The organism is Pseudarthrobacter sp. 01T43 (assembly GCF_056398665.1).
The window spans coordinates 96,767-108,832 of record NZ_JBFTPV010000001.1 but is presented as its reverse complement, the minus strand read 5'-3'; the positions used below and the strand labels follow the sequence as shown (position 1 = coordinate 108,832).

Genomic DNA, 12,066 nt, shown 5'->3' with positions numbered 1-12,066 from the left:
TCCTCACTTCCCCGGACTGCATCTTCCGGATCTCAGGCACGGATCCTCAGCCCCTTGGGAGTGGAGTAGGCGCCGGCGGCAGCGAGCGCTCTGGCGACGGCGGTGTCCAGGATGTCGTGACCGTTGACCTTCTCCATGATCAGCTTTTCCACAGCACCGCGGGTGACCACCCCAACCAGTGCGGCGCCGGCGGCGGACAGGATGGCATCGTCATCGCTGAATGCCAGCAGGGTCTTGCCGCCGCGCTCCACGTAGAGAATGAGGGCGCCGTCCACGACCACTACCAGGGAACCGGCTTTCCGCCCTGGCCGGTGGCCGGTGCCGGCTTCCTCGTTGAGGGCCGGCCAAGCCAGGGCTGCACCGTACGGGTTGGCCGGGTCGGTGGCGGCGAGTGCCAGGGCGATGGGTTCCGGTTTCGCCAGTTGGCTGTCCTCGGAATAGGAGCGCAGCCGGTCCACGGTTGCCGGGACGGCGAACTGGGCAGCGCCGAGATGCTCGATGAAGTATCCGCGGCGGCAGCGGCCGGCCTCCTCCAGCCTGGCCAGGACTTTGTACATCAGGCCAAAACCGCCAAGGATCTGTTCCGCCATCACCGATCCCCGCGTCACCACGCCGTATCGGTCCAGCAGCAATTCTGCTGTGGCACGGGCATGGATGGTGGCATCCAGTTCAGGCAAAGGCAGCGCCGACCACCGTCCGGCGGCCAGCGGCGGGGTGGCTGCTGCGCTGCCCGAGGAGCCGTACCTGCCGCCGCCGAGGCCGGGCGAGCCCAACCCCGAAGAGCCCAAGAGGCCGGTGCCGTGGGAGCGGCCCAGCCTGCTCAGCCGTGGTGCACGGGCCCGGGGTGCGCGCGCCACCTGCCTGTGGGCGGTATGGCCACCGGCGATCAGGGCACGGACCGGCGCAAAAGTGTCCCCGGTGACGCGGCCAGCCCAGGCCAGATCCCACAATGCCGAGACCACGTCCCGGTCGCTGAGGACGGAGTCCATGCCGCCTGCGACGTCCGTCAGTTGGCGGAAGAAATAGCCACCGCCATTGTTGCGAAGGTGGTCGAGCAAACGCTGTTGGGCATCCCCCGGCTTGTACTCGATGGCCGGGTTTAGCGTCAGGTCGGCGGAATCGGCCAGATGCATGCTCACCCAGCCGTCATTGCCGGGGAGGGCGCCCGCCCCGGACCAGAGGACCTCGCCGGCGGCCATAAGTTCGTCCAGCATGGCGGGCTGGTAGTTGGAAACCCGGCTCGCCAGCACCAGCGGCTCCCACGCCGACGCGGGTATCGGCACGCCGGACAGTTGGTCGATTGCGGTGACAATCCCATCGAGTCCCCGCAGGGACGGCTGCCCGCGTCCGGACCCCGGGGTGCGGACGTGTTGCCAGGCGGGAAGGAAACGCCCGTAGGCGGCGGCGTCCACCGGTTCCACTTCTGCACGCAAAGCCGCCAGCGAACGACGCCGAAGCTTCCGGAGCACTTCGGCGTCGCACCACTCGCTGGTGGTGGGCGTCTGTGCTTCCTGTTGTTGTTCCTGCGTGACCGGCTGGGGCTGGCCGTCCGGTTCGGCGGCGGCAAGGGTTTCCGGCGGTGTGACGTGCGGACGGAACTCGCCTTCCACCACACGGCCATCGGCAGCTAGCCGCTTCAGCGCAGTGCCAACTACGGCGACGCCGAGGCCCAGCCGGGCCGCGGCTTCCATCGCCGTGAAAGGTCCGTGCGTGCGTGCATACCGGGAGACGAGGTCGCCGAGCGGGTCAGCGACGGGTTCGATGAAAGCGAGCGGGACACCCATGGGTAGCGGCACGCCGATGGCGTCGCGCAGGCGGGCTGCGTCCTCGACGGCGGCATAGCGCTCAGCCCCGCCGAGGTTTACCTTGATGGCGCGTGCGGCCCGTTGCAGTGCCGCCAGGTGGGACGCGGCCAGGGCGGTATCGGCATGCGGGGTTTCGACAGGCGCAACCACCGGGGAGCCCTCACCCTCCGGGGCAGGCTCTCCCAGCAGGGCCGGCTCAACCAGCGGGGCTGTCTCAACCACCACGGTTGCGGCCGCTTCAACTTCCGGGTCCAACCGGGCGGCAACTTCCGCGGGCGTCAGCGGCCCCAGCAGCCGGAGCAGGTCCGCAACACCTTCCATGCCGCGGGCACGTCGGTCCGGCGCAAGCCGCTGGAGTTCGAGCTCGGTGGCGTCGATGACTTTCGCGTCGAGCAGTTCGCGGAGTTCCACGCGCCCGAGCAGTTCATTCAGGAGGGTTGAGTCCAGGGCCAGGGCAGCCGCACGGCGTTCGGCCAGCGGCGAGTCACCTTCATACAGGAACTGCGCCACGTACCCGAACAGCAAGGACTTGGCGAACGGTGACGGCTGCTGGGTGGTGGTCTCTACGATCCTCAGCTCGCGGCGTTCCACCGAGGCGGCGATGTCCTTCAGCGCCGGCAGGTCGTACACGTCCTGGAGGCACTCGCGGACGGTCTCCAGAACGATGGGGAACGTGGGATATTTCCGCGCGACGTCGAGCAGTTGTGCCGACCGCTGGCGTTGCTGCCACAGCGGCTGCCGCTTGCCCGGCGTCTGGCGGGGCAGCAGCAGGGCACGCGCGGCGCACTCCCGGAATCTCGAGGCAAACAGGGCGCTGCCACCCACTTCCGCGGTGACAATCTGCTCAAGTTCCTCGGGATCAAAGATGAACAGCTCGGCCCCGGGCGGTTCGTCCTCCATCATGGGGACGCGCAGCACGATGCCGTCGTCCGCGGCCATCGCGGAGCCGTCCAGCCCGTACCGCTGGTGGAGCCGTTGCCCGACGGCGAGTGCCCACGGCGCGTGGACGGGCATGCCGAACGGGCTGTGGAGGATGACCCGCCAGTCGCCCAGTTCATCGTGGAACCGTTCCACCACCAGGGTGGTGTCGCTCGGGACAACGTCGGTGGCAAGCTTCTGCTCGCTCAGGTACTGGATAAGGTTGTTCGCGGCAAAGGCGTCCAGCCCGCTGGCCGTGCAGCGCTCGGTGGCAGGGCCGACGTCGGACGCCGAGAGTTCGCGGACGAACGCACCCAGGGCGCGGCCCAGGTCCACCGGCCTGCCCAGCGAGTCGCCTTTCCAGAACGGGAGCTTGCCTGGCTGGCCGAAGGCGGGGGAGACCAGGACGCGGTCATGGGTGATGTCTTCGATCTTCCAGCTCGTGGCACCGAGGGCAAAGATGTCGCCCACCCGGGACTCGTAGACCATCTCTTCGTCCAGCTCGCCCACGCGGCGCCCGCCTTTGGCGGGGGACGGGGTGGAAGTCTTGCCGTCACCGGAAGGCGAGGCCGAGCCCTCAACCTCGGTGCCGATGATGTAGACGCCAAACAGTCCCCGGTCCGGGATGGTGCCGCCGGAGGTGACGGCCAGCCGCTGGGCGCCCGGCCGGCCTTCGATGGTGCCCGCATTGCGGTCCCAGATAATCCGCGGCCGCAGTTCGGCGAATTCGTCAGAGGGATAGCGCCCCGCCAGCAGATCAAGCGTCGCCTCGAAGGCTGAACGGGGGAGGGAGGCGAAGGGCGCTGACCGCCGGACCGTGGCGAACCATTCCTCCACGTCGATGCTGCCCAGGGCGGTGGCAGCAACGGTCTGCTGGGCCAGGATGTCCAAGGGATTGGCGGGTACGAACAGCCGCTCGATCTTTCCCTCGAGCATCCGCTCCACCGTGATGGCGGTGTGGACCAGGTCTGCACGGTGCTTGGGAAAGAGCACACCTTGGGAGATTTCGCCGACTTGGTGGCCTGCCCGGCCCACGCGTTGCAGGCCGCTGGCCACTGACGGCGGGGACTCCACCTGGACCACCAGGTCCACGGCGCCCATGTCGATGCCCAGTTCCAGGGACGAGGTGGCCACAACGCAGCGGAGCCGGCCGGACTTCAGGTCATCCTCGATGAGGGCGCGTTGGTCCTTGGAGACTGAGCCGTGGTGCGCGCGGGCCAGCAACGGATCTGCTCCCGCGGTGCTGCCGGCCTGCGCCATCATGTGGGCGGGTGTGGCTGTGGAGACCGGAACTCCACCGGAGGCCGGGCCGCGGCCAGACGCCGATACACCTCCGGCCGCGCCGCCGGCGGGAGATTCCGGAGAATCAGAGTCTCCCCAGCCACCACCGGCTGCCACGAGCTGACGTTCGGCGTAGATCTCGTTGAGCCGGGCCGTGAGCCGCTCAGCAAGGCGGCGCGAGTTGGCAAACACGATGGTGGACTGGTTGGCCAGCACCAGGTCAACGATTTTTTCCTCGACATGCGGCCAGATGGACGCCTGCGGCTGCAGCCCCGAAGCCGGCCCGGAGTCGAAGGCCCCCGCCGCGCCCTGAAGGTCGGACATGTCCTCCACAGGCACGGAAACGGTCAGGTCCCAGGTTTTCCGCGAAGGAGGCGCCACCACTTCCACCGGAGCGGAACCCGCCAGGAACTGGGCCACGAGCTCCCGGGGCTCCACGGTTGCAGACAGGCCGATCCGCTGGGCGGGCTTTGGCAGGAGGGCGTCAAGCCGTTCCAATGAAACCGCCAAGTGGGCTCCACGCTTGGTGCCCGCGACCGCATGGACCTCGTCAACGATGATGGTGTCCACCTCGGTGAGGGTTTCCCTTGCCTTGGACGTGAGCATCAGGAAGAGCGATTCCGGTGTGGTGATCAGGATGTCCGGCGGGTTGCTGAGCAGCGAGCGGCGGTCCGACGCGGTGGTGTCACCGGACCTGACCCCCACCGTGATGAGCGGGGCAGGCAGTCCCAGCCGCTTGGCCGTCTGCGTGATCCCGATCAGCGGCGCGCGCAGGTTCCGCTCAACGTCCACCCCGAGGGCCTTCAACGGCGAGATGTACAGGACACGCGTCTTCCGTTTGGGCGGACGCGGCCGCCTGCCTTTGGCGGCCGGGGCATCCAGGCCGGGCAATTCAGGGTCAGGGGCAGGAGCCGAAACCAACAGCCGGTCCAGGGCCCACAGGAACGCGGCGAGGGTCTTTCCGGAGCCGGTCGGGGCTACCACCAGGGCATGCGAGCCAGACGAAATGGCGTTCCAGGCGCCGTTCTGGGCAGGCGTTGGTTCCGAAAAGGCACCGAGGAACCAGTCCCGGGTGGGCCTGCTGAACCGGCCCATGGGAGTGCCGGTAAGGGCGCCCGGGCCCGCTGCCGGCGGTTGCTGCTCCTGCATTCCTCCATCATGCCCTACCCCGCTGACAGGATTGCCGGGCCCTCCCGCCGGACGAATCAACCCTTCCCTGCCGGCGGAAGGTTCTTGGTGGCAGGGCCTTCGAGGAGCTGCCCGTCACTGTTGAAGCGGGAGCCGTGGAGCGGGCAGTCCCACGTCCGTTCGCTGTCGTTCCAGTGCACAATGCCACCGAGATGGGTGCAGACGGCGGAGAGCCTGCACGTGGTTCCCCCGACGGTCGAGACAGCCACCGGTCGGGCACCGTCGCGGTAAACCCTCCCGGCGTCGTCGGGCGGTGGCGTTCCGTCGGAGGCGAGCTTCACCCAGCCGGTGGCGAGGGTCGCAGCCACCTTGGCGTTAAGGGTAACGGCCTGGGCAGCGCCGGCGGGCGAGGTGATGCGGTGATGGATGGTGTCCGCCCAGGGGATCTTTCCGCCGAGGATCTCGGCCGAGATGCCGAGGGCAACCGCCACGGCGTTGGTCATGCCCCACTTGTTGTAGCCGGTGCCGAAAAGGATCCTTCCCCGCCCCCGCGGCAGCTTGCCAAAGAACGGCATGAGGTTGGTGGCCTGGTAGTCCTGGGCCGACCAGGTGTGGGTGGCCGCGGCGCCGGGGAAGTGGGTGCCGGCCCAGTCGAGAAGGCCCGAAAGGTGGGATTTTTCCGACGTCGTCCGCCCCACGTGGTGCCCGTGCCCGCCCACCAGCAGGAGCCTGCGGCCGTCCGCTTCATAGTCGCGGAGGGAATGCGTGGGATCTTCGGCGGAGAGATACATTCCTGGCGGCGGTGTCAGCCCGGTCGGCAGCTCAAGCGCCGCGGCGTAGGACCGCTGCGGCTTCAGTTTCGCGAAGTAGAGGCCCCGGTCCAGTACCGGGGTCCCGGTGGCCAGAACGACATGGTCAGCCGAGACGTTGCCATGATCGGTTTGGACCGTCAACGGTCCACGCCCGGTCACGTCCTGCAGCCGGACCCCGCCCGCCACGCTGCCGCCGCGGGCGCGGACGTCCAGCAGCAGGCCGTCCAAAACGTCCATGGGATTGACCTGGGCCTGGTCGGCCAGCATGAGGGCGCCCTGGATGGGGAAGGGAAGGCCGGCGTCGAGCACGTACTCCACGTTGAGTCCTGCCGTGGTTGCCGCAATGAGTTCCTCGCGGAGCCGCTCGGCCCCGTCGCCGGTGGTGGCATAGGTGTAGGCGTCCCGGCGCTGGTACGGCAGGGCGTTCTCGTCGAGGTAGCGCAGCAGCCACGCCTGCCCCTCACGGTTCGCCTCAACGTACGCCTGGACCTGCTTGTCCGAATACTGCCGCGACAACGAGCCCAGGACGGTTCCCTGCAGGACGCTGACCTTGGCCGTGGTGTTCCCCGTTGTCACGGCACCCGGGTACCGGGCTTCCAGCACCAGCACCCGCTGCCCCGACCGTGCAAGCAACAACGCTGTGACCAGGCCGGTCAGGCCGGCGCCCGCGACCACGGTGTCATACTCTGCGCCGGCCCTGAAAGGGTCAGAACTGAAGGTCTCTTCGCGGTCCAACCAGAGGGACATCATGAAAGCTAAGTGTACTTATCACTGACGGTTACGCCCATAGGTCCGGCCGCCTGGAACAGCCTAGGCCGGCTGGAACGCTCCGATAGTCAGCAATTCGATGGCTGCGTTGCTGCAGGCCTGGGTGGGCTGGGCCAGGAAGAGGGACGCAGTGTCCTCCGGGGGATAAATCCGGTAACCGGCCGCGGGCGTCAGGGTGCAGTCTGAGTAGTTTTCTGCGTGGGTGTAGCGGAGCACGGCTTTACCGCCCTGGCCGGGCGCCAGCAGAACATCCGCAACAGGTGTTGACTCGTCGCGTTTCGCCGGGGCGCCGATGGGTTCGCCGTTGGCGTCCGCGGTGAGGGAGACGCCGGGGAATCCCTTCAGGACACACGGCTCGGAGCCGGTGTTGGTCAGCGTGAGGGTCATGTAAACGCTGCCCGCCGCCCCGCCGCCGGTGGCGTCGGTGGCGGCGGACAAAGTGGCAGCCTTGCACAGCGAGGGGCCCGCCGACATGCTGGTGGGCGCGGACGACGACGACGACGACGTCGGTGACTGGGACTGGGTCGGAGCCGCCGAGGTAGCGGCGGGGCTGGCTGTGCCGGTGGCGGGTGCCGAGGATCCTTGCGGCTGCGCTTGGCTTGAACCGCACGCGGTGAGCATCAGTGCTGCCGCGGCGACCGCCGTCGTAACCAAAAACCCTTGTGAAATGCGCTGAGACGTCATGGCATAACCTTTGTTGTTGCTGTGACCGGAGTCAACGATGCCACGGGTCGGTGTGGGGATTTGATGCCCGGATCGTAATGATCCGGGCATCAGACCCGCCAACGTTACGAAGCAGACTCAGCCTTACGCTTCGAGCTGCTGCGTACGAAGGCTACGCCGCCCAACACCAGTCCACCGAGCCCGGCGGCCAGGCCTGCCCAGCTGCGGGCGTCGGCACCGCTGCTGGTCACCGCGGCTGCCTGCTCCGTGTCTGCCTCAGGAGTGGAGGCCGTGGAAACCGCATGGGAAGCCGAAGCATGGGCGTCCGCAGCTGCGGAGATGGTGATGGACGGCGCCGGCGCCTTCAGGGAGTGCGGATCCTGGCCGTCCTTGGCGATCTCCGACCAGTCAGTCTGTCCCGTCTCACAGCTTTGCAGGGTAGGGAAGTAGAGCGTGGTGCCGGCGGCGTCGGGCAGTTTCACGGACAGCACCAGGGCGTCCCTGAGTGAGTGGTCCAGCGGGGCTTTGGCCGTGTAGACAATCTGGCTGGTGCGTTTGGTGATGGAACTGCCGTCCGCCAGCTTCTTGGGCTCCGCCAGCTGTTCGGTCACCTTCTCCACGGTCCAGTTGGGGTTGACGGTGGGCTGGGCGTCGTTGAGTTCGGCCGGCAGCGTGATGGCCACCTTGGTGGTGCCGGACTCGTCGCAGCCGTGCGGGATGCCGAAGGTCAGCAGGGCATAGGAGTTGGCCGCGGTTTTGTCCGGGGTAACGCCTACGTGGGCGGACGCGCCGGTGGCGGCGGCCAGCAGGAGGACGGCGGCGCCGGCAGCCGCGGCTGCAGGGGTGAGGGTACGGCGAAGTGCGGTGGTGTTCATGGGTGTGCCTTTCGGACGCATGCCTGTTGCAGGCATGCGGAAGTACGGGATGAGGCCCGCCAGCCGGTGAAGTCCGGTACGGGCCGGGTCAGGGAAGAACGACGGCGGAAGGCGGGCCGCGTCGGCTGTCCTGCCTGAGGTTCCGCCAAGGGCGGTGGGGGAGAACCGCAGGGGTGTGGGGCACCGCCCGGGGGGTGCCGGCGTCGGGCGTTACTGCTTCGGGGAGCCGGACGAGGGGTTTGAGCCAGGCAGCGAGGGCCCAGAGGGCGGCCTCACCTTTGGCGAGCAGGAGCGCACACGCGGCGGTGGCCAGGGCATGGGTCGCAAGCATCAGGATGCTCGTGGGGCTGGCCAGGGCGTGGACGTGCGCGGCGGCGTCGAGGGCAGGTAGCGCTGCGGCGGAAAAGTGGTGGGCGTCTGTCGCCGGGTGGGAGGCCACCACGGGGGTGCTGAACGCCGTGAAGACTTCGTGCAAGGCGAACTGTCCGGCTCCCAGCACGGCGATCATCGCCGCGAAATCCAGCTTCAGCCGGGTGGCTGTGGTGGCCGCCAAGACTGAAAGGGCCAGTACCGCGAGGAGGATTTCCGGGGCGGGGAGATCGCCGCCGCCCAGCACGTGGGCCCCGGCGGCAAGCGTGAGGATCCCCGTGGAGAGCGAGGCAGCGCGCAGGAAATGGAAGGGTGCCCGGGCGTGGTGAGCGCGCACTGTTCCTCCCTTGTTTCGGTGCTGCCGGTTGAGGCGTCGGCGCGCTGCAGGTCCCTGCAACGCTGCACGACGACGTTCAGATTCTATCTATTTTTGGTCGGACGGCCAGTGTGTGACGGGCCATGCAGGGGGACAACGTTGGACCCGGACTCCAGACCGTTGGCTGGTTCGGGAGCAGGATTCAGGAAACCCAAGGCCAAGTCCACACACTGGATGGCCACCGGCGGAACACGATAGTCAGTCCCGGCTTCCACCAGCCCCAACTCCGCCAGCAACAACAGCCGCTGCTGGGCCTCCAACGCTGCGAACGATGCATAGATCTCTTCGAGGCCGCTCTCGGCCAGCTCCGGATCCGCAAACTCGGTGTCACCGAGGAATGGTTCCGGGTCCATCGCCGCCAGACTTTCGAGGTGGGCCACGGGTACCGGGTCATCAGTTGTGCCGTAGGCGAGGATGGCGCAAAGCGTCTCCGACACCGTTTCCCGGTCCCATGCGTCGTCCGATTCGCTGAGAATCCGGACTAAAAGGACCACGCATAGCATCCGACGCATGTCCAGCCGTTCGTCGACCTTGGCACTGTTCCAGGCGGTCAATGCGGGGCCTGGTACGGCACGGGTGGAACTGAGTGTGATGAGGCCGGCGCCGACCAGCGCCGCCCAGATTTCACGGAGCACCGGCACGTCGAACATGGTGCTCACCTCCAAGGGCGCGTCCGGCTGGCCGGAAACCTCGAGCTCCTCGCGGGCCCCGACGGTCCGTGCCCCGCGTTTGCCTCGGGCCTGCACCTCCACGGCGGCAGCGGCCGCCTCGATGTCCTTGAGCCGCAGGGCACCGGTGGCCGTGACTTCCTTGCCGGTGCCCAGCCAGTCCAGGAGGGAGGACGCCCGCTGGATCAGGGGCATGGTTTTGAATGCGGCGTCCTGCTCCTCACCGCTGAGCTGAGGCACCGGGATGTCCGGAAGGCCCGGGGCTGCCGCGTCGATGCCGCTGCCCAGCACCGAATGAAGTTCCTCGTAGGCGTCTTCCGTCCCTGTCCAACGGCCGGTCCCCCTGAGGAAGTGGGCGAATGCGTGCAGGGCGAAGTAGAAGTCGTCCAGGGCCTCCTCAGCCTGTTCCGGGTCCAATGCTGCAATGACCGATTCAACCGCGGGCTGGACGCTTTCTCCGGGAATCTCTGTGGCAGAGCTTGAACCGTCGATGGCGTGCCGGGCCGTGAGGAAGAGTTTGACCAGTTCGAGGCATTCGAAGGCCTCGGCAGGATCGGGGGATTCAGCGCCGTGCCATTGAATGAACTCAACAGCCATCGAATCAACGGCCCGATGGTTCAGGACCAGTTGCAGGGGCATCTTGGGGGCTGGCGGCACTGCCTTGAGGTGCCGCTGGTTCTTGCTTTTGGTCTTGGACCTGCCGGTCTTTTTCGCCAAGGATTTGCCTCCGGTCCAGTGGCGGGGGTTCCCCGCGTTTGCCCGCGGGATCTCCGGAGGCATATCGAGCTTACAAAACAGGGCTGCCGGCGAGAAGTTCGGCGAGGACGTCAGCGGCGGAGTCGTGTCGGATCAGGGGCGCGGCCTGGCCTGCCCAGAGCGACATCAGCTCCGTGTTTCCCTGTGCTGCCGCCTGGGGCCGGAAACGGCCGGTTAGCCAGTTCTGGGCGGGGAACGGGGCGGTTCCCGCGGCCTCGGAGAGTTCGCGGATGATGCGGTTGGGGATGCCGCGGGCCAGCCGTCCGCTGAGGACGCGCGTCAGCACCGTTTCGCTGGCGGCAGGGCTGTGAAGGATGGCGCGGTACGCCGGGACGGCAGCGGATTCCCGGGTGGCCAGGAAGGCTGAGCCCACCTGCACTGCGTCGGCGCCGAGCGCGCGTGCGGCTGCGTAGCCGCGGCGGTCCGCGATGCCGCCGGCAGCGATCACCGGAATCCTGATGGCGTCCACCACCTGCGGGATCAGGGCAAACGTGCCGATCAGCGACTCTTCGGCAGGTTTGAGGAATGAGACCCGGTGCCCGCCGGATTCCATGCCGCTGGCAACCACGGCATCCACTCCGCCCGCTTCCAGCGCTACCGCTTCGGCCACGGTGGTTGCAGTGCCCACCAGCACGATTCCGCGCCGGTGGGCATCCTCCACAAGTTCCGGAGCCGGCACGCCAAAGACAAAACTGACGACGGCGGGACCCGACTCCAGCGTGGCTGCCACCTGCTCGTCGTAGTCGGGCATGTAGCGGTCGGGCATGGCCGGCAGGGGCAGGCCCACCTCGTCGAAGTAGGGCTTCAGGGTTGCTGCGTACTTGTCGAAGTCTGTTTGGGGGAGCGAGGTTGTTTCGTCTCCGGTGGGAACCCAAAGGTTCAGGGCGAACGGTTTGGCGGTCGCCTTCCTGAGCTGCGCGGCGGTGTCACGGATGGCGTCGGCACCGTAGCCGTAGAGGCCGTAGGAACCCAGCCCACCGCCGTCGCTCACTGCTGCGGTCAGTTCCACGGAGGACACTCCGCCGAAGGGTCCAAGGACCACCGGAATCTCCGTGCCAAACAGCTCGGTGAGGCGGTTCCGGTGAGTGGGGGTACGGTGCTCCGGCGTCATGTGTGCTCCTGGAAGGTCGCTGGTGGCTTCGGCTCCAGTCTCGCAGGGCACGTGCCGGACCCCAAGCCCGTATGGCCTGTCGGCCCTGTGGGCCCTGTGGGCCCTGTCGGCTCTGTGGGGGCCTATGTACCCCGTCAGGGGCCCGGGCTAAACTGCTCGCGTAAGTCGCCGACAATCTCAGGAGACACACCATGAACTACTCAGGGACTGGCAACGAGAAAGCCGTTCTGGCCAGCGAACTCAACCGAACCCATGTTGGGCAAACTGTCAGCTTCGAGCCGGACGAATTCACGTTGGTTTTCGGCAAGATCGCAGCCATCGCGCGGAAGGAAGGCGGGGTCACCATCGCCTTGCGCGGCGTGGAAGGAAGCGGCGGCCTGCAGTCCAGCTACAGCCTCCCGGGCAGCCAGAACGTGTACTTGCAGCCGGACATGCTCACGAACACCGAGTCCACCATCAAGGATCTTTTCGGGAAGGTTCAGGAAAACCTCCGCGGCGGCGGGCACCGGGGAGATGACAAAACGGACAAGCTCTGA

At 67.5% G+C, this 12,066-nt stretch carries 9 protein-coding genes; 2 read left to right on the top strand and 7 right to left on the bottom strand.

Annotated elements, in window-relative coordinates; all coding sequences use genetic code 11:
* Positions 1-32: 32 nt before the first annotated feature.
* From AC1DIM_RS00470 to AC1DIM_RS00460, 3 genes are read right to left on the bottom strand one after another with little or no spacing between them, the layout of a single operon-like run.
* Complete coding sequence (locus AC1DIM_RS00470; protein WP_477708536.1) at positions 33-5,153, bottom strand: DNA glycosylase AlkZ-like family protein; 5,121 nt, start codon at positions 5,151-5,153, stop codon at positions 33-35.
* Positions 5,154-5,209: 56 nt separating this feature from the next.
* The gene (locus AC1DIM_RS00465) at positions 5,210-6,694 is read right to left on the bottom strand and encodes an FAD-dependent oxidoreductase (protein WP_477708535.1); all 1,485 of its coding nucleotides are present in this window, start codon (positions 6,692-6,694) and stop codon (positions 5,210-5,212) included.
* 60 nt (positions 6,695-6,754) lie between these two features.
* Entirely contained in the window at positions 6,755-7,150 is a 396-nt protein-coding gene (locus tag AC1DIM_RS00460; RefSeq protein WP_477708534.1) for a DUF4232 domain-containing protein, read from the bottom strand.
* Between the two features lies 1 nt (position 7,151).
* On the opposite strand from AC1DIM_RS00460, the gene AC1DIM_RS00455 reads away from it, so the two are divergent.
* Positions 7,152-7,388, top strand: a complete 237-nt coding sequence (locus AC1DIM_RS00455; protein WP_477708533.1) for a hypothetical protein — start codon at positions 7,152-7,154, stop codon at positions 7,386-7,388.
* Between the two features lie 112 nt (positions 7,389-7,500).
* Here the strand turns inward: AC1DIM_RS00455 and AC1DIM_RS00450 are convergent, their stop codons facing one another.
* The 4 genes from AC1DIM_RS00450 to AC1DIM_RS00435 form a co-directional block, all read right to left on the bottom strand.
* On the bottom strand, positions 7,501-8,250 hold the full coding sequence (locus AC1DIM_RS00450) for a YcnI family copper-binding membrane protein (protein WP_477708532.1): 750 nt from the start codon (positions 8,248-8,250) through the stop codon (positions 7,501-7,503).
* An 88-nt stretch (positions 8,251-8,338) separates the two neighbouring features.
* Positions 8,339-8,956 carry a hypothetical protein gene (locus tag AC1DIM_RS00445; RefSeq protein ID WP_477708531.1) on the bottom strand — a complete coding sequence of 206 codons (618 nt, stop codon included), beginning with the start codon at positions 8,954-8,956 and terminating at the stop codon, positions 8,339-8,341.
* Between the two features lie 83 nt (positions 8,957-9,039).
* A complete protein-coding gene (locus AC1DIM_RS00440; protein ID WP_477708530.1) occupies positions 9,040-10,380 on the bottom strand; it encodes a hypothetical protein in 1,341 nt (446 codons plus the stop codon).
* Positions 10,381-10,450: 70 nt separating this feature from the next.
* Entirely contained in the window at positions 10,451-11,530 is a 1,080-nt protein-coding gene (locus AC1DIM_RS00435) for an NAD(P)H-dependent flavin oxidoreductase (protein ID WP_477708529.1), read from the bottom strand.
* 191 nt (positions 11,531-11,721) lie between these two features.
* On the opposite strand from AC1DIM_RS00435, the gene AC1DIM_RS00430 reads away from it, so the two are divergent.
* Positions 11,722-12,066 (top strand): hypothetical protein, encoded by a 345-nt coding sequence (locus tag AC1DIM_RS00430; RefSeq protein ID WP_477708528.1) that lies wholly within the window; start codon positions 11,722-11,724, stop codon positions 12,064-12,066.